General features: G+C 51.3%; 10 protein-coding genes. 7 read left to right on the top strand and 3 right to left on the bottom strand.

Going from position 1 to position 18,560, the window contains the following annotated elements:
• The first annotated feature begins 268 nt into the window (after positions 1-268).
• The gene (locus RIC19_RS00825; protein ID WP_350175845.1) at positions 269-523 is read left to right on the top strand and encodes a DNA-binding protein; all 255 of its coding nucleotides are present in this window, start codon (positions 269-271) and stop codon (positions 521-523) included.
• A gap of 411 nt (positions 524-934) precedes the next feature.
• Positions 935-2,200: an NADP-dependent isocitrate dehydrogenase gene (icd, locus tag RIC19_RS00820; RefSeq protein WP_350175844.1), complete on the top strand. Its 1,266-nt coding sequence runs from the start codon at positions 935-937 to the stop codon at positions 2,198-2,200.
• A 208-nt stretch (positions 2,201-2,408) separates the two neighbouring features.
• Here icd and RIC19_RS00815 read toward each other — a convergent pair whose 3' ends face one another.
• Both RIC19_RS00815 and RIC19_RS00810 read right to left on the bottom strand, forming a co-directional pair.
• The gene (locus RIC19_RS00815; RefSeq protein WP_350175842.1) at positions 2,409-4,265 is read right to left on the bottom strand and encodes a T9SS type A sorting domain-containing protein; all 1,857 of its coding nucleotides are present in this window, start codon (positions 4,263-4,265) and stop codon (positions 2,409-2,411) included.
• Positions 4,266-4,698: 433 nt separating this feature from the next.
• A complete protein-coding gene (locus RIC19_RS00810) occupies positions 4,699-5,049 on the bottom strand; it encodes a HesB/IscA family protein (protein WP_350175840.1) in 351 nt (116 codons plus the stop codon).
• Between the two features lie 235 nt (positions 5,050-5,284).
• Here RIC19_RS00810 and RIC19_RS00805 point away from each other — a divergent pair, with 235 nt between their 5' ends.
• Both RIC19_RS00805 and RIC19_RS00800 read left to right on the top strand, forming a co-directional pair.
• Positions 5,285-5,806 (top strand): DUF7935 family protein, encoded by a 522-nt coding sequence (locus tag RIC19_RS00805; RefSeq protein WP_350175838.1) that lies wholly within the window; start codon positions 5,285-5,287, stop codon positions 5,804-5,806.
• Between the two features lie 426 nt (positions 5,807-6,232).
• On the top strand, positions 6,233-6,460 hold the full coding sequence (locus RIC19_RS00800) for a hypothetical protein (RefSeq protein ID WP_350175836.1): 228 nt from the start codon (positions 6,233-6,235) through the stop codon (positions 6,458-6,460).
• 10 nt (positions 6,461-6,470) lie between these two features.
• On the opposite strand, the gene RIC19_RS00795 is transcribed toward RIC19_RS00800, so the two are convergent.
• Positions 6,471-9,764, bottom strand: coding sequence for an AAA family ATPase (locus RIC19_RS00795; protein WP_350175834.1), 3,294 nt, complete (start codon positions 9,762-9,764; stop codon positions 6,471-6,473).
• 225 nt (positions 9,765-9,989) lie between these two features.
• Here RIC19_RS00795 and RIC19_RS00790 point away from each other — a divergent pair, with 225 nt between their 5' ends.
• The 3 genes from RIC19_RS00790 to pgi all read left to right on the top strand — a co-directional run bounded on the left by RIC19_RS00790 (position 9,990) and on the right by pgi (position 18,308).
• Positions 9,990-13,556 (top strand): DUF4397 domain-containing protein, encoded by a 3,567-nt coding sequence (locus RIC19_RS00790; RefSeq protein ID WP_350175832.1) that lies wholly within the window; start codon positions 9,990-9,992, stop codon positions 13,554-13,556.
• A gap of 313 nt (positions 13,557-13,869) precedes the next feature.
• Entirely contained in the window at positions 13,870-16,503 is a 2,634-nt protein-coding gene (locus RIC19_RS00785; protein ID WP_350175830.1) for an AAA family ATPase, read from the top strand.
• A gap of 152 nt (positions 16,504-16,655) precedes the next feature.
• Positions 16,656-18,308 carry a glucose-6-phosphate isomerase gene (gene pgi / locus RIC19_RS00780; RefSeq protein ID WP_350175828.1) on the top strand — a complete coding sequence of 551 codons (1,653 nt, stop codon included), beginning with the start codon at positions 16,656-16,658 and terminating at the stop codon, positions 18,306-18,308.
• Positions 18,309-18,560 lie beyond the last annotated feature (252 nt).

Raw genomic sequence — 18,560 nt, 5'->3', positions numbered from 1 at the left:
TCGGCCTGCAAACTACACTTTTTTGCTTATACTTCGTCCCGAAAATCCTCATTTAGCTAAGGCTAAACTCCGGTTTTCGTGCCTCGTCTAACCAAAAAATTGTTAGTTTTCGACTAGAAGACAAAAGTCCCAACACGCTCTTAAATTCGGTTTTAAAAAATATGTTCAAAATAAAAAGGTGTGAATACTTGGATTTTGTGTTGGTTTGTTTGGTTAGAATTTGTACATTTCTATTGAAAATCCGATTCTTTCACAAAACGATAGAGCCATGCACATTACTTATGATGAGTTGCGGGAGATCAAGCACCGCCTCCCAACCGGCAGCGTAAAAAAAATAGCTCATGAATTAGGGCTTCAGGAACAGACGGTCCGGAACTATTTTGGGGCTAAAAAATTTGAGAATGGGGACATAGTGGATGCACATATTCAGCCTGGCCCCAACGGCGGTATTGTCAAACTCGAGGACAGCGCAATTTTGGACGCTGCCCGGCGAATTTTGAGCGAGACAGAAGTCGTAAGTTGAACCCAACAACATCTGGAGATTATAATCAGGTAAAAATCAAAAGCGCCTCTACCGGTAAAAGGGTAGGGGCGCTTCTGGTTAGAGCATATTTGGAGCGGTTTCGTCATGAAAATCAAGGATTTATGGTTCTGGCAAAGTCACTAAATTTGAGTTTAGAGACTTGTTGGGATTATGCTTTTGGAACGAACGCAGCCAAATTATAAAATCTCAACACGCTCGTAGTGCAAAAAAAACTACACCGCGTGTTCGATTTGGGCGTTCGTCTATGGTCAGCCCCTTAAATTACAAGCTTTTGCTGCTTTCCGAATGGTAGAACTATCTGTTTTTTTGTATTTAATTTTTACCTTTGAACCGCTGAAAAAAAGCTGGAATAAATTACAGTCACCAAATAATAAAACTGAACAATAGAATATGAGTGGATCTAAAATCACCATTGACAATGGAAAACTAAACGTACCTAACGATCCCATCCTGCCTTTCATCGAAGGTGATGGCATTGGTCCTGATATTTGGGCAGCAGCTGAACGGGTTTTTGACGCGGCGGTTGACAAAGCCTACGGAGGGAAGCGCAAAATTCACTGGAAAGAGGTATTGGCAGGTCAGAAAGCTTTTGACCAAACCGGTGAATGGCTACCTCAGGAGACGCTCGATGCTATTAAAGACTATTTGGTAGCGATCAAGGGGCCACTGACCACGCCGGTAGGCGGCGGTATCCGCTCTTTGAATGTAGCGCTGCGCCAGAAGCTAGACCTTTACGCCTGTGTACGTCCGGTACGCTGGTTTACCGGTGTGCCTTCTCCGGTGAAGAACCCCGGAGCTATCGATATGATCATCTTCCGGGAAAATACAGAGGATATCTACGCGGGCATTGAATACCTCAACGGTACGCCCGAAGCGGAGAAAGTGAAGAAATTCCTGATTGAAGAAATGGGGGTGACCCAAATCCGTTTTCCGGACACGGTTTCCCTTGGCGTGAAGCCGGTATCGGTAGAAGGTACGGAGCGCCTCGTGCGTGCGGCCATTGATTACGCCCTTGACCAGAAGCTGCCTTCACTGACGCTGGTGCACAAAGGCAACATCATGAAGTTTACCGAAGGTAAGTTCAAGGACTGGGGCTACGAAATGGCCGAGCGGGAATACGGTGACAAGGTGTTCACCTGGGCACAGTACGACCGGATCGCGGCGGAGCAGGGTAAAGATGCGGCCAATAAGGCACAAAAGGAAGCACTGGCCAACGGTGCGTTGCTGGTCAAGGATTCCATCGCGGATGCCTTCCTGCAGCAAATCCTGACCCGTCCGGCAGAGTACTCTGTCATTGCGACCCTCAACCTTAATGGCGACTACATTTCTGATGCACTCGCCGCTCAGGTAGGCGGTATTGGTATTGCGCCTGGTGCTAATATCAACTATACCACCGGCCGTGCTATTTTTGAAGCTACCCACGGTACTGCACCGAAGTATGCGGGCCTCGACAAGGTCAACCCCAGCTCTGTTATTCTTTCTGGTGAAATGATGCTTCGCTATATGGGCTGGAACGAAGCTGCGGAGCTGGTCGTCAAAGGCGTGGAGGGAGCGATCTCCCGGAAGCGTGTTACGTATGACTTCGAGCGCCTGATGGACGGTGCGACGCTCCTGAAGTGCTCTGAGTTCGGTACGGAGATTATTGAGAATATGTAAGGTTAGCTGCTGCAAGCGTAGAGCAGCAGCATTGTGAATATAACAGCGGCACTTCTGGTTAGAAAAGTGCCGCTGTTTTTTTTTGGGAAAAGATATTTATCCCATGTCGTATTGCAAAACTGATCAACCAGGAAGCGATCACCAAAAAAAGGGCTGCCCCGGAAACCTCCGGGACAGCCCTTTTCAGTAGGTGTTAATTCAGGCAGGCTTAGCGCACTACGTTGAATTTCATGGTCTTCGTGCCCTGCTCAGTGCTTAGGCGTACCAGGTAAGTACCTGTTGCCATCTTGCCCGTAGGGATTTGTACGGTTTCGTTGGTCAGCCCCTGCTCGTACTCAAACAGTTGAATCACGCGGCCATTGAGATCTGCCACTACCAGCATCGCCGGAGAGTTGCCTTCCAGGTCGAAGTTGACATTCAGCTGATCGTTGACGGCTACCGGGTTCGGGAAGATATTCATCGCTGCTTCCGGCAGTTCAATGTCATCGTTGGTGGAAGCCAGAGCAATGCTCATTCGAGTTACAGAGGTCGTTTCCGGTCCAAATCCGCCAAGGAACCACTCAGAAGTACGCACGACGGTAGAAATCTGGAAGTACATGAAGTCATCATTAGTACCAGAGAATACATCCGTAGATTCATTGGCCCATTCTGTAACGACGAAGTAACGACCACCCGGCTCGAGTGGAATAGGATTACCATCGAGATCGGTCAGAGGAATCGTAATCAGTTCGCCCTCTTCGTTATCCTCAAAGGTGTGGAATCCAAAGCCGATTTGCTCAAGGTCTTCAGTTTCGATACTGGTGTCAAAATTATCAAAGTTGGCATCTATTGCATCGCTGACTTTGTAAAGGAAGATAGTGGTGTTCTCTCCACCCATAGGACCATCTGCTGCATTCTTAAAGCCACCGAACGAAACTTCGTTGGTTACGAACTGCTCTGTAGCAATGGGGCTTATCTGGTAGAAGTTACCCATTTGGAAATCGGACTGAGTGCCGGGGCGGGTGCCACTTTCCAGTGCTGGCTCCTTAGCAAAGAGTTCGGAAGAAACCCGGAAATCGTCTTGTTGGGCATTATTGCGCGGGTTGAAATCATCCGTATCCTGTGAATAGACATCATAACGAACGACATATTCGCCCAATGGAAGATCTGGTACGTATTGGTTAGGAAGCTGTATAGTTGAATCCTGATAGAAAGGAGGGAATTCTGCAATGACCAGGCTGTCTTCCCATAGCAGCGCTGTCTGTGTATCTGTGATACGCTCCAGGATACTAGCCTTTACGACTACATTAGTTGCAATTTCCTTACCGAAGTTGGTAATATCCACTTCAAAGCCGAAGGTGTCTGCAGCTACTTGAGAAACCGGTGTAGAGAAGCTGGCAGGTGGGTAGAAGAAGTCGCCCATTTCCAGTTCCTGATCCATAGGCGTAATCACCTGAATATCATCAATCAGCCAGTAGTAATAGCGGCCGTTCCAGGTGAAACGGATTTGTACATGTGGTTCGTCACCGGCTACTTCGCTGATGTCAACCAACTCAAGATCCGTACGGGCTGTACCGCCGTTGCCTACTACTTCCGGATTGATTGGGAGGGCTACCCATGTATTACCGGTATCCACTGAAACCTCAAGGATAGTAGAGACAGTGTTCGCATTCGCACGTGCAAACTGATGGAAAGCAAGGTACAAGGTATCAAAGCCCTCGCAGCTGAATGCAGGTGAAGTCAGGCTACCGGAGTGTGTGCCCGGGAATGGACCCTGACCGACGCCAGTGCCACCACCATCATATACATCAGAGTTGTACATGGCTGCACCGTTAGACGCAGTCGGGGATTCTATGGTCCCGGTGCCCCAAAAGAGTGCTTCGACGGTTTCACCATCAACAGTGGCTACATCAGCAGCGCCATCGGGCGACCACTGCCATACGGCACCTTCGGGATTGCCCGGGCTGATGGTCCAGGTGTCTGGAATACCACCATCAAAATCCTCTTGGAATAGCGTGTCGGTTTGTGCTGTGCCACTGAAGGCCATCAGGCATAAAGCGAAAATAGGGAGTAGTAATTTTTTCATAAATAGTTGATCGATTAAAAATTGAATGGATTCGTTATTTTGCTTGGATTGGGGCTTTGGGAATGAAGAATGCTTACACGGTCATCCCTTCATGCCCTATGAGAATACCGTTTGCGGGTGCAGAAAGTTGACCAAATGCATGAGAATAAAATGATATTGTCATCCAACAACATTTCTAGCTTATTTCACCGCATAAATTAGGAAAAGTAAACCCCAAATCACATAAAAGAACATGAATTTGGGGCCTTAGAGCGTGTTGGGGTTTTACACTTTGGGCTGCTCTTGCCAAATTTTGTCCTGCTATTCGTTGTTCTTCGGTCACGTAGCTAAGGCTATGCTCCCTCATCACGCCTTGATCAGAACAAAATTTGGCTGCGTTCGCTCCAAAAGCAAAATCCCAACACGCTCTTACTATATTATTGTGATGATTTCATTAAGCGGAAAAGGAGGTGCCGCAACCACAAGTATCGGTTGCATTAGGATTATTGAAGGAAAAGCCCCGGTTGTTCAGGCCTTCTTCCCAGTCAATCTCCATGCCGAGGAGGTAAATACCGTGGGCTTTTTCCATCAGTATTTTGATGCCGGCCACTTCGTATACCTTATCGTTTTCCCGGGGGAGGTCAAAGCCGAGTTTGTAAGAAAACCCTGAGCAGCCGCCGCCTTTTACGCCGACACGTAGCCCGTGGTCATCAGAAATTTTCTGCTCCTGTTTGATTTGGTGCAGCGCCTTTACCGCACCTGCTGTCAGTGCAATCGGGGCCTGTTCTACTTTAACTTCGCTCATATCAGGACAACCTATTTAATTTTAAGATTAATTTTCGGACTTACAAGCAGCAAATTTACTGCCGAAGCCCAAATATACCAAACACAACAAAAGTGCACGGTATTTGGTTTGCGATTACCGCTATGATCGGCCCTTTATGTAGCTTTGTAGCCCGATTGGGCTGTTCCGGGAGCTGATACCTCCTCAGAAACGGTCTGTCCCTATTCCCTTTGTTGCTAAGCGTAAAAATCAATCTATGGAGACCTTTCTCGAAATCGTTAAACTGACTATTCCCGGATTACTGACCTTCCTGGCCTCTTACTTTGTGCTAAAGACCTATATGGAAAATCAGCAGAAGCTACAACAGCTCAAGATACAGCAGGAACAACAGCGGTCTTCTCTTCCGTTGCGCCTGCAGGCTTATGAGCGCTTGTCGTTGTTCTGTGAGCGCATTTCCCTGCCCAGCCTGCTGCTCCGCGTCCGAAAACCGGGGATGTCCAGCGGCGAGCTGCGGGTAACGCTGCTCCTGGCCGTGCAGCAGGAGTACGAGCACAATATTACCCAGCAGGTTTATGTCTCGTCTCAGCTTTGGGAGATCATCAAGATCGCCCGTGATGATGCGGTGAACGCCATTTCATTGATTGCCGAAAAAGCCGGCCCAAAATCTGATGCCGCCGAACTGGCTGGTATGTTGCTTACTTATGTTAATCAGCAGGAAGTCATGGTCGTTGAAAAAGCACTGCTGGCCATCAAAAAAGAGGCGGCAACCCGTTTGTAAGGGCCGTTTTGTTGAAGTTGTAACCAATTGATATTCAACAAAACAGAAAAAATGTTAAAACAGGCCTATGTGTTTTTATTTCTGAAGAAATGATCATAGATTGTTGTATTAAAACGGCAAAGAGATTTGACTACTGGCTTACCTGCATTAGAACGGATCTTACAAATTGCTGCGATACTTAAAGCCAGGTTTTTGAGTATCCTAAGTAGTTTCAGAGCAGTTCTTTAAACTGTAAACAAACAAAAAACAATAGACGCTATGCGGAAGTGAGCGTTAATAGGACAAAAGACGAGTCTTAACCTTTAGCGAATCATGCTGCAAAATGTCTACTCAGGTCTGCTTTAGATGAATCTGCATAAAACTTGATAACCAGACTATAAATGGTCAGGATACTGGTTTCAGCTGCCATAATTAAAGCATGAAATTATGGGTGCACCCAACCAAGCTCAATTGTTACTTTGCGCACTCCGGCACTTTGATATTGCCGTGAAACAAAGCAAGGATAATGTGTTCTTACTTTCCCAAGGCGTGCAGGTTTCAATAGAACCGGACGGGGCTTTCGTGCTCTGGAAAAAGGAGCAAAACCTCGGGCGTTTTTCTGATGTGGTCCGTTTGTGCACCGCTCTTCAGGAAAAAGCCGTGGTCAAAGGGTAACCGCTCCGGGCTATAAAGGGTAAAGTGCTTTGCGCAACTGAGCAGGCACACCCGCATAGACCAATAATAAGAACTCCTCAGCAGTAATATTTACGGCATTGGCGAAACCAGTCCGTAGGTCAGTTATCGTGTGCCCCGCATCGTACAGCCTTACAACCCGGTGCCCGTACTCGGGGTCCTGATGCCCATCTATGCTCACACTCACTGGGATTGGCGTCCGGTTGGTGGTATAGAACAGATGAATACCGGACTCCCCTTCCAGCAAAGCGCGCAATCCGTACCCTTCCACATCAATGTACTGAGCTTCGTCATTGCGGGCAGGCGAGAGGTCCAGCAATTGCAGTAGTTCCATATACCGGTCTAGTAAGAAGGCGACTTCCGGCTGCCCCAGCCCGATAATACAAGACGCTACCTGCAACCGCAGCTTGCCCGGTGGCTTGAGGAGCACTGCCCGCTGCTGTAGTTGCAGTACCGCCACTGTCAGGAAGTGGTTGAGGAACTCCGTCCGCAGGCTGTCAAACTGCACATTCGCATACTGATAGGCATCACTGATCTCCTTAATGCCTTCCTGCTGAAACAGCTTATCCTTGAAGTTTTCCCGTATGCCTTTAGTAGACCAGTCGCTGCGGGGCACCATATTTACCGACTTCATTCGCAGCGGAATCGCCGGCCCGATCTTGTAGTACCTGTCCCGGAATGCCAGGCTGATGTTATTAATGGTTTCTTTGGTCTCGACGACTTTAGACTTGAAGTGATGGTACTCCCAGTCGAGCTGCCCGGCAGACTGCCCGTCGATGTATACGATGGGGCCATCTTCCTCATTGGCAGCCTCGTAGGCTTCCAGTTCCTCCAGCATGCGGTCGAGGGTACGGATGAGCCTGCGGTAGAACCCTTTCCCTTTGGTCTCTTCCGGCAGTTCAGGCATCCACCGTTCTTCCAGTGGCTCGACAAACTCAAGAAGGGTGATTTGTGGGTGCAACTGCCCATCTGTGAGGATGATATCCATCAGGATAGGATGGTCGGAATGGGTATTGATGAGCTGCTCGGCGGACAGGGCAGTCAGGTCGCGCTCAATTTGCCGCTTCAGTGCACGACCGCCCATGCGCGGGTCAAAACCCCGGTGCGCCACCCATTCCAGTGCTTCCTGACTGATATTCAGAATAGTGGCCCGGCGTACAAAACCATCGCGTTTGAGCAGCTCTTTGATCTGTATGCGCGCAATGCCCAGGATATGCTCTGGCTTCAGCGGGTTGAATACAATCGTATGGTCAATGCGGTTGATAAACTCGGGCCGGAACTGCTGCTCCATCGCCCTTCGGTAGGCGTGGGACTGTGTGTCATCAGAGTGGGTATAGCCCAGTTGGGTGCCAGCTTCCCGGGCGCCCACATTGGAGGTCATGATGATGATGGTATTGGTAAAGTCGATCGCGCGGCCCAGGCTGTCGGTCAACCGCCCGTCATCCAGCAATTGCAGCAGCAGGTCGAGCACCAGCGGATGGGCTTTCTCAATCTCGTCCAGGAGTACGATACTGAAGGGCCGGTAGCGCACGGCACCCGTCAGCTGCCCTTCCGGGTTGTAGTAGTCCCCGATAAGCCGTTGCAGGCTGCCGCTGTCGATATACTCATTCATATCGAAGCGCAGGAGCTGCTTTTGGCTGCCCATGAGGTAGTCGCAGAGCACCTTCGCGGCCTGCGTTTTCCCCACACCTGTAGGGCCAATAAAGAGAAAAGAGGATAATGGCCGCCCCGGATGATTGAGCTTAGCTTTGACCAGGTGCACCACATCGGCCAGTGCCCGGACGGCTTCGGGCTGCCCGACCAGCTCCTGCCCCAGCGTTTCCTGTATGGCCTGAGGCTCAATAGGGTGTGCGGCATCAAAGATATGCTCCTGCAGACCGCTGAAGTTGCGGAACTCTTCCCGGACCTCCGGCGCATCCACGACCCCGTAGCGGTGTTTGACTGCCAATTGTTCCAGCAGTTTGATCACACTGCCGGGCAGGGGCTTATTGCGCAGGTAATTACGCTGAATGGCTAGCAACTGCTCAATGGCCTGGATTTTGATCTGATTGTCGTTGTTGCGCTCCAGCTGCCGCCGCTTCTCAATGATGATGCGGACCGCCCGTTCCATGTCCGGTTCTTCCATGCGCACCACACGGAACAGATTGCTGAAACGCCGGCCTTTTTCCTGCAGGGTTTTCCACTCTTCAGGCGTAGCAATAAGGATCAGCTGCAGTTGCCGTTTTTCCAGGTAGGGGCGCAGGACATCGCTGAGGGTCATGTCATTTTGTGCCGACTTGCCGATGCGGAGTAGCGCGATGGGGTTGTCGACCAGCATTTTATCGCTATTGCCCTTTTGTCCGGAGGGCTGCCGGATGAATTCGATAATAGACTCCAGGCGTTTCTGCCACATGCCTACGATGCTCATGCCTGCAATCAGCCGGGTGGGGTCAATGTGCCAGAGCCGTTGGTGGGTGGCCTTGTTTTTTTCGTACTGGCCGGATTCGTACCGCCAGACCACCTCTTGTATTATGGTGTGCTTGCCCACGCCTTCCGGGCCCACTAATGCGACGGGCGTCTGTGCAGGCTGGTACAGCAGCTGATAGAGCTGCTGTACCCGTTCTTCCTGATGATAAGCCCGGTTGAGCTCGGCAGGGTAGAGGGCGTTGAGGTCCTGACCGGTTTTTTCGGCTTCCACTGCTCCGTCGAAGGACGTATCATCCAGCAAGCTGCTCAGGAACCAGTCGTTGGGCGGGGCATCGAAGGAAAAAGCAGTAGGTGCAATATTGACTGTGACCTCGATCTCCGTCAGGAAGTCCCGCTCCCCGCAGAAGTAATCCTGAGGCACAAATGCTTCCTGTTCTTCCCGCTTAATTTGCTTTAGCAGTTTGCGGATAGCCCGGCGGCAGGCCTGTTCAAATTCGGTATGCGAATCCGCATCAGAAATGAACATATAGTTATTCAGGGTGGGCAGAGACACGAAGTTCATCCCCTGCAGTGTAAAGACCGCTACCGGGTATTGCCCGGCGATAAACTGCCGGTCGACGGTGAACTCATACTGGAATTTGTGGTAGCGCACCTCCGGGCGGAACATCATCCACAGCAGCTGCATAGTATTGTCCCGGTTCAGGCTGAAGCCTTTGAACAGGTTTTTAATTTCTTTTTGGTATTGCACCACCGCATGCTCATACCGGCGGTGGGTCGTCAGTGGATAGTCCAGGAATAAAGGGCGCAGGCTGTAGTGGCGCTTCCCGTTGAGTTCGAGATCGCTAACGAGAGTAGGGACTTGCAGCTTGACGTTTGCCATGAAAGATTTGTGTAGTGTTGTCGGGCAAGATAAGTTTTTTGTGGAAATGACAAGCAATATGCAAAAGGTCAAGTTGAAGCCGGATTCGCCATCAGATTCAGGAACATAAATTTTAGGTCTATGTTGGTATGGGTGAATGATGATTAATTGACGATGTGACATGGCACTGGTAAAAGCCGGTCCACCCGTCAAACCTTTAAATTTCCAATCTTAAAAAAGCAATCCATGAAAAAGTTGTACATGGTAAGCCTGGCTATGCTTTTGGCATGCCTGAGCTTTGCCCAAACAGCCAACGTACAGATCATCCACAACTCGCCAACGCCGGGGACCAATGCTGGTCCCGTTGTTGATGTTTATGTCAATGGTGGTCTGCTCCCTGAACTCACCGCCGTGCCTTACCGTGCCGCTACCGGTTTTCTCGAAGTCCCTGCGGGCGCTGATATTGAAGTCGGTGTTGCAGTATCTCCAAGTAACTCGGTGGATGATGTCATCGCTACATTCAATCTTGGTGCACTCGAAGACGGTGTGAACTACACTGTTGTTGCCACTGGTATTGTTGGTGACATGAACACGCCTTTTGATCTTGCCGTGAATGCCAATGCCCGCACTGCAGCCGAAATGATGGACATGGTAGACCTTAATGTTTACCATGGTTCCACCAATGCGCCCGCCGTTGATGTAGATGCACGGACAGTCGGCACTCTCGTGCCTGGTCTGGAATATGGCAATTTCACCGATTACCTTTCCGTAGCACCAGCCACCTACTATCTGGATGTACGTGCCGCAGGCAGCCCCGACATCGTTGCTACTTTCGAAGCGGACCTTTCAGGCTTGGGAGGTGGTGCAGCTACGGTCTTTGCTTCCGGCATACTGGGCGGAGACCCTGCCTTTGGCCTCTTCGCGGCCCTGCCTGATGGTACGGTCGTTGAGCTGCCTGCCACTGCTGTAGCGCGCCTGCAAGTCATTCACAACTCGCCCAGCCCGACAGTCGACATCTATGCGAATGGCGGCTTGTTGCTGGACGATTTTGCTTTCCGTACTGCGTCTGAATTCATCTTTGTAGATGCCGGCGTGGAAATCAATATCGGCGTAGCGCTCGACAACAGTACTTCAGCAGCAGACACGCTGGTGAACTTCCCGGTTACTTTTGAAAACGGAAAGACATATGTTGTTGCTGCCGGCGGTATCGTCAGTGATGGCGACTTCCCCTTTACCCTGCATGTGAACGATATGGGTCAGGAATCGGCCAGCGATGGAGAATCGGTAGCCTTTGCTGCCCTGCACGGTTCGCCCGGCGCGCCAAATGTAGATATAGACATCCGAACTATCGGTAATATCATCGGAGACCTCGCCTACGGTTCTTACACTGAATACCTGGAAGCCGATCCGGGCTTGTACTATCTGGACGTACGTGCCGCAGGCAGCCCCGACATCGTTGCTACTTTCGAAGCGGACCTTTCAGGTTTGGGAGGTGGTGCAGCTACGGTCTTTGCTTCCGGCATACTGGGCGGAGACCCTGCCTTTGGCCTCTTCGCGGCTCTGCCTGATGGTACGGTGGTGCCTTTCCCGGTCAGTGCGGTAGCGCGTGTACAGATCATCCACAACTCGCCCAGCCCGACGGTAGACGTTTATGCGAATGGCAGTTTGCTGCTGGACGATTTTGAATTCCAGACCGCAACGCCCTTCGAAACTTTGCCAGCTGAAGCGATGATCAATATCGGTATTGCACTAAGCGATAGCGAGTCGGTAGCAGACACGTTGGTGAACTTCCCAGTTATGTTTGAAAACGGGGAGACCTATGTGGTTTTTGCCAATGGTATTGTTGGTGACGCAGACAATCCTTTCGGTCTGGCGGTAAGCGCTATGGGCCGCGAAGCCAGCACCGATTCCGAAACCCTGCAGGTAATGGCTTTCCACGGATCACCGGGTGCCCCGGCGGTAGACATCAGTGACACCGGAGAAGCTCCATTCATCACGGATTTGGCTTACGGTGAGTTTACCGATGGTTACCTGGACCTGCCAGGAGCACAGTACTTCCTGGAGGTACGCCCGGCAGGCGCAGAAGATCTGGTCGGCACCTTTATCCAAAATCTTATCGGTACAGAAGGTATTGCCGCAGTGGTCTTTGCCTCTGGTATTGTAGGGGGAGATCCTGGCTTCAACCTGCTCACCGCTCTGCCCAATGGGCAGGTTATCGAATTTACACCCGCCGCCCGTGTACAAATCATCCACAATTCTCCGGCAGCCGCAGCAGCGAATGTCGACCTTTGGGTGAACAACGCAGTTAAAATCGTGGAAGATCTGGAATTCCAGACCGCGACGAGCGCCACAACTTACTACCCGACCCGGAGCCCTCTGACTATCGGTGTAGCGGCAGCAGATAGTGAAATCCCTGCAGATATCTTGTTCAATGTTGCTGATCCGGTGGTCTTTGAAGACGGTAAGTTTAACGTGCTGATTGCGAATGGCATCCCCGGTGATGCAGATAACCCATTTGAATTGGTGCTCAATACAGAAGCTGTACTCTTTTCTGATGACCCTGAGCAGGTGGATGTGACGGTATTCCACGGTTCTCCTGGTGCGCCGGCGGTAGATGTCACTGCCCGTGACCTGGGTGCAGAGCTGGTCTCTGACCTGGCCTACGGAGCCTTCTCTGGTGTATTGCCGATTGATCCGGCGACTTACTATCTGGAAATAACGCCGGCTGACAGCGATGCCCTTGTAGCGACTTTCGAGTCTGAAATCATTGAAGACCTTGCAGGCTTTGGTGCAACGGTTGTTGCTTCCGGACTGCTCGGTGATGAGCCACCTTTTGACCTTCTTGCGTTCTCACCGCTTGGAGACGTGATCCGCTTCACGCCGGTGGCACAGGTACAGGTGATTCACAACTCTGCTGATCCTACCGTAGATGTATATGCCAATGGCGATCTGTTGCTGGATAACTTTGCGTACCGCAGCGCTACGCCATTCGTAGACCTGCCAACGCGTGCCGATATCGATCTGGCTGTAGCCGGCGAGAACAGTACATCGGCGGATGAAGCCCTTGCGGTTTTCGAAGACGTTCGTTTCGAGGACGGAAGTAAGTATATCGTCATGGCGACCGGTCGGGTTGGCAATCCCGATACGCCCTTTGACCTGGCGGTATTTGATATGGCGCAGACCGCAGCTGCTGCTGAAGGCGTAGACCTGCTGCTTTACCACGGTGCCACAGATGCACCGGTGGTGGATGTCACGGTACAAAGCAGCGGAGGCGTGCTGTTTGACGATGTAGCTTACGGCGACTATCAAGGCTATGTGAATGTACCGGCGGCGTCTTATCAGCTCAATGTGACGCCCGGCGATGACAACAGCACAGCAGTGAAAGCTTACGAAGCAGACCTGACCGGACTTGAAGGCGGTGCAGCGACGGTATTTGCTACCGGCTTACTGGGCGATACAGATGGTCCGACTGCCTTTGGCGTATGGGTAGCTCTGCCGGACGGTACCACTTTCCCACTGGGCGAAGTGACGAGCACCCGCGAAGTAGATGCCGCTTTTGACGCTTTCCTGATTGCGCCCAACCCGGCACGCACACAGGCGACCGTACAGTACAGCATCAATGAGCCCCTGCAGGTGACGGAAGAAATCCGCAACTTCAACGGGCAGGTGGTACAAGCGGGCAGCCTGGGCACACAGGTAGCTGGCGAGCACAACCGTACTGTAGACGTTAGTGCACTCCCTGCTGGTATGTACACGTACAACCTCGTTACTCCGCTGGGCACCATTACCCGGCGCCTCGTGGTTGTGAAATAAGAATTGGATTTTGATTTAATAGTTGATTGGATTGCGCCCTGCCGAAGTTTTGGCAGGGCGCATTTTTATATGCAGCAAACTTACTTTTTTGGAAAAAATGCACCCAAATTTGCATTTCAACGTAGATAAACAAATCAAAAATGCTCTATTTGTTTATCTTTAGTCGTTTCACTAATTGACAGCCAAAGTAAACGCAGTAATTTTCGGTTAGTTAAGACCCGGACCAAAAAGAAGTTGAAGACCGGTTTTGTGGCACCTTGACCCGGAAGATGTTCCGCTTACTTTTGTCGAACTACTTAAGTTTAATTGCCGAATGGCCGAGGAAATATCGAATCCCACAACTAAATCTTACAAATTCCGGGAGCTAAAAGTATACGCTTCAACGGAGTGGCTGGCCGATAACAAGAAGAAGTACCGGCAGGTATTCGACCGTTACGAGACCACCTATATCTACGCTGAGCTCTCCTTCCACAACAAGTTGTTTGATGTTAAAGACTGGGAAGTAGATGTGGAGCTGCGCTGCTACGCCATGAAAAAGGCTCCAAAGCTGCTCTGTTCACTGCCTTTCCGCCGCAAAGTCAGCAAGTACGACCACCTTATGTTCATCCGGGAAGGCTGGGGCAATAAGACCGAGGGCGCTTTCTGGAAGAAGGGCACCTATTTTTGGGAAGCCTGGATAGAAGGGGAGAAGGTGGCCACGAAGTACTTCTATGTGGAGGAAGGCGGCCGGGATGCGCTGCCCGGAGAGAACCCCTATCTGGAAGTGCAGTCCCTGAAGTTGTACGAAGGGCCCTACGATGATGTGATTGAGGACGAGCGCCTGTACTATCAGACGTTCAGCAGCGAGGAGACCCGTTACATTTACGTAGAAATTGTGCTGCGCAACCTGTTCCGGGAAAAATCCTGGCACTGCGAGCTGTTCACCAAGTTTTACAACGATGCCCGGGAGCTGAAGGGGCAGGTGGTGCGCCTGCAACGCATTGATAAGCGCGATGACCTCATCCGGATTACGGCAGGCTGGGGCTCCAATGTGAAAGGCTCCTGGCGGCGCGACCGCTATACGGCGGAACTGATCTTCATGGACAAGCTCCTGGCGGTGATCCCGTTTGAAGTGGATGAAGACTTTGAGGAAGGGATTTCTGGCGTATTGTTGCCCAATCAGCAGTCTTCGGCCCTCCTTTCGACAGATGAGTCTTTGAACAAGACATTCGAGGAAGTGATGAGCAACCTCACGGGCCTGATCGGTCTGGAGGCCATCAAGAAGCAGGTTAAAGACCACGCCCGTTACATTCAGTTTTTGCAACTGCGCAAGGACCGCGGGTTTGAAGAACAAGAACGGATTAATGTCCATTCCGTATTCATTGGCAACCCGGGCACCGGCAAGACCACCGTAGCCCAGATGATGGGCCTGCTCTACAAAAAGATGGGCCTGTTGTCGAAGGGGCATGTACATGAGGTAGACCGGGTAGACCTTGTGGGCGAGTACATTGGCCAAACGGCCCCTAAAGTGAAGGAAGCCATTGAGAAAGCACGGGGCGGCGTCCTTTTTATTGATGAAGCCTACGCGCTGGCCCGTTCCAATGACGACAGCAAGGATTTTGGGCGGGAGGTGATTGAAATTCTGGTCAAGGAAATGTCGGGCGAAGCAGGTAAGGACTTTGTCGTTATTGTGGCGGGCTACCCCAAGGAGATGAAGCATTTTCTGGACTCCAACCCTGGGCTGAAGAGCCGGTTCCGGCTTTATTTTGAATTTGCAGACTATCTACCGCAAGAACTGTCGCGAATTGCTGAGGTCGCTTCGGATGCAAAGGGCATAAGATTCAGCCCGGAAGCCAAAGTGAAAATCGACGAGATCATAATTAGTGCTTTTCGTACCCGTGACCGGTCGTTCGGTAATGCCCGGTTTGTGTACGACCTTATCGAGAAATCGAAAATCAATCTGGGGCTGCGGGTCATGTCTTCAGAAGACCCCAAGGCGCTGCCTGCCGATGAGCTGGCGTTTGTGGAGTACGAAGATGTTGCCAAAATCGAAGTTAAGACCCGCATTCAGCTGCCCAACATCCCGGTAGACGAGCCCCTGCTTCGGGACTCTTTGGACGAGCTGCGGCGCCTGGTAGGCATGGAAAACATCAAGGAGCAGATTAATGAACTGGTCCGCCTGGTGCGGTTTTACCGGGAGACGGACCGGAACGTGCTCAATAGCTTTTTTCTGCACACTGTTTTCATTGGCAATCCCGGCACTGGCAAAACTACGGTGGCTCGGATTCTTACCAAGATATACAAATCCCTGGGCGTTCTGGAGCGCGGGCACATGATAGAAACGGACCGGCAGGGTCTGGTGGCTGGCCATGTGGGCCAAACCGCGATTAAGACGGCCGAGCGCATAGGTGAGGCGATGGGCGGGGTGCTGTTTATTGATGAAGCCTATGCGTTGTCTATCAGCCGGGGCGGCAATGACTTTGGGGATGAAGCGATTCAGACTCTCCTCAAGCGAATGGAGGACCACCGTGGGCGTTTCTTCGTCTTTGTGGCCGGTTATCCTGATAATATGGAGGCATTCCTCAAGGCCAACCCGGGGCTGAATTCCCGTTTTGATAAGATCCTGAAGTTTGAAGATTACAAGCCGAAGGAGCTGCACCGTATCGCGTTACAAATGCTGGGCAAAGAAAATGTGGTGCCTTCGCCGGAAGCTGAAAAGCACCTGCGTGATTACCTGACTTTCCTGTACGACTATCGGGATAAGTACTTTGGTAATGCCCGGACGGTGCGCAATGTGGTTAATGATGCCATTAAAAACCATAACCTTCGTCTGGCGGCGCTGTCGCCGGAGGTGCGGGCTAGTACGCCTGCTAATCTGCTGACTTATGAGGATGTTGCTGCGTTTAAGTTGGATAAGACGGGGTTTGTGTTTAATAAGCAGTCTATTGGGTTTAGGCGGGGAGGGTAGGAAATGGGGAAGTGGTGGGATTGTGCTTGGTTTGGTAGAAGTATATAGGGGTTTTCTGTCCAACTTCATGTTAGATTAACAATTATGTACGATATTGGGGCAGCCGATACGGCGCGATAATTTGAGAACCAACAAGAAATTAGCGATAGCCCATGCTGAACCGACAAAATCCTACACAAACGCAAGCCTGGCGGAAACTCGAAGCCCACTACGAGCAGACCTGCGATCTTCAAATGAAGCAGTTATTTGCAGATGACCCCAAACGGTTTGACCGTTTGTCTATACAGTTTGAGGACCTGCTGGTGGACTTTTCGAAAAACCGAATTACGGAAGAAACGCTGGAGCTGCTGCTGGAGCTGGCCCGCGAGTGCAAGCTGGAGGAAGCCATCGGGGAGATGTTTACCGGGGCGCCCATCAATGAAACTGAAGGCCGTGCTGTGCTGCACACTGCTCTGCGCAACCGCACCAACCTGCCTGTGATGGTAGATGGTAAGGACGTGATGCCGGAGGTGAATGCCGTGCTGGACCGCATGGAAGCCTTCGCCAATCAGATGGTGAAGGGGGAGCGCCTGGGCTATACCGGCAAGCCCCTGCGCACGATTGTGAACATTGGTATCGGTGGCTCTGACCTGGGCGCCGTGATGGTCACTGAGGCCCTGAAGCCCTACTGGAAGCCCGGTATGCAGGTACACTTTGTCTCCAATGTAGACGGTACCCATATGGCAGAGACCCTGCAGCAGTGCGACCCGGAGACGACCCTCTTTATGATAGCCTCCAAGACCTTTACCACGCAGGAAACGATGACCAATGCGCGCACTGCCCGCTCCTGGTTTCTGGAAGCGGCTGGCAGTGAGGAAGAGGTCGCGAAGCACTTTGTGGCCATCTCCACGAATGAAGCCGGGGTGAAAGAATTTGGTATTGCCCCGGAGAATATGTTTGGGTTTTGGGACTGGGTAGGGGGGCGTTACAGCCTGACCTCGGCCATCGGGCTGCCTATTGCCTGTACGATTGGCTTTGGGCATTTCCGGCAACTGCTGGAAGGGTTTCATGCGATGGACCTGCACTTCCGGGAGACCGAACTAGAGCATAACCTGCCGGTGCTGTTGGGGCTGATTGGTATTTGGTACAATAACTTCTACGGTGCGGAGTCAGAGGCTATTCTGCCGTATGATCAGTACCTGCACCGTTTCCCGGCTTATTTTCAGCAAGGCAATATGGAGAGCAATGGCAAGTACGTAGGGCGTGATGGCAAGGCGGTCGGTTATCAGACCGGGCCGATTATATGGGGCGAGCCCGGCACGAATGGGCAGCATGCCTTCTATCAGCTGATTCATCAGGGCACGAAGCTGATCCCCTGTGATTTTATTGCGCCCGCGATTTCCCACCACCCCATTGGTGACCACCACGTCAAGCTATTGTCCAACTTTTTCGCACAGACCGAAGCCCTGATGATGGGCAAAACCGAAGCGGAAGTGCGGGCAGAGCTGGAAGCTGCCGGGAAGTCGGAAGCAGAGATCGAGGCGCTTTTGCCCTTCAAGGTCTTTGAAGGCAACCGCCCCACCAACTCCCTATTGCTGAAGCAGGTCACGCCGCGCAGCCTCGGCAGTCTGATCGCCCTCTACGAGCATAAAATCTTTGTACAAGGCGTGATCTGGAACATCTTCAGTTTTGACCAATGGGGCGTGGAGCTGGGCAAGCAGCTGGCTAAAAATATACTGCCTGAGCTCGAAGGCGAAGGGGATGTGTTCAGCCACGATGCCTCTACCAATGGGCTGATCAATGCGTGGAAGGAGATGCGGGGATAAAACGCACAAGAAAAAAAGAGGTGTGGAGGGGGAACTATTATCCGGAAAATTGCGTACATTGCTTATATCCGGCAGTTGTAAACCGTACAGCTGTTCGGTTTCAAGTCTATAGCTTTATGCAGTGGGTGTTTTGAAAAAACCCCTGTTAAAAAGTGTTAAAATTTGTCGTTCTTTGACATTAATGGTTTGATTATCAGTGAATTGCAAAGGTTGCTGTCAGAGTACATATCCAGTCCAGAGTAGGATTAAGAC

It is taken from the genome of Phaeodactylibacter sp., from assembly GCF_040219495.1.
Classification (GTDB): Bacteria; Bacteroidota; Bacteroidia; order Chitinophagales; family Saprospiraceae; genus Phaeodactylibacter.
Note: the sequence above shows the minus strand (reverse complement) of the source record. Positions and strands in the feature narration are given on the sequence as shown.

What these genes read in the sequence shown, in the direction of transcription:
- RIC19_RS00785 (WP_350175830.1), top strand. Translation starts at nt 13,870, where the DNA reads ATGGCCGAGGAAATATCGAATCCCACAACTAAATCTTACAAATTCCGG.
- RIC19_RS00790 (WP_350175832.1), top strand. Translation starts at nt 9,990, where the DNA reads ATGAAAAAGTTGTACATGGTAAGCCTGGCTATGCTTTTGGCATGCCTG.
- RIC19_RS00825 (WP_350175845.1), top strand. Translation starts at nt 269, where the DNA reads ATGCACATTACTTATGATGAGTTGCGGGAGATCAAGCACCGCCTCCCA.
- RIC19_RS00795 (WP_350175834.1), bottom strand. Translation starts at nt 9,764, where the DNA reads ATGGCAAACGTCAAGCTGCAAGTCCCTACTCTCGTTAGCGATCTCGAA.
- icd (WP_350175844.1), top strand. Translation starts at nt 935, where the DNA reads ATGAGTGGATCTAAAATCACCATTGACAATGGAAAACTAAACGTACCT.
- RIC19_RS00810 (WP_350175840.1), bottom strand. Translation starts at nt 5,049, where the DNA reads ATGAGCGAAGTTAAAGTAGAACAGGCCCCGATTGCACTGACAGCAGGT.
- pgi (WP_350175828.1), top strand. Translation starts at nt 16,656, where the DNA reads ATGCTGAACCGACAAAATCCTACACAAACGCAAGCCTGGCGGAAACTC.
- RIC19_RS00805 (WP_350175838.1), top strand. Translation starts at nt 5,285, where the DNA reads ATGGAGACCTTTCTCGAAATCGTTAAACTGACTATTCCCGGATTACTG.
- RIC19_RS00800 (WP_350175836.1), top strand. Translation starts at nt 6,233, where the DNA reads ATGGGTGCACCCAACCAAGCTCAATTGTTACTTTGCGCACTCCGGCAC.
- RIC19_RS00815 (WP_350175842.1), bottom strand. Translation starts at nt 4,265, where the DNA reads ATGAAAAAATTACTACTCCCTATTTTCGCTTTATGCCTGATGGCCTTC.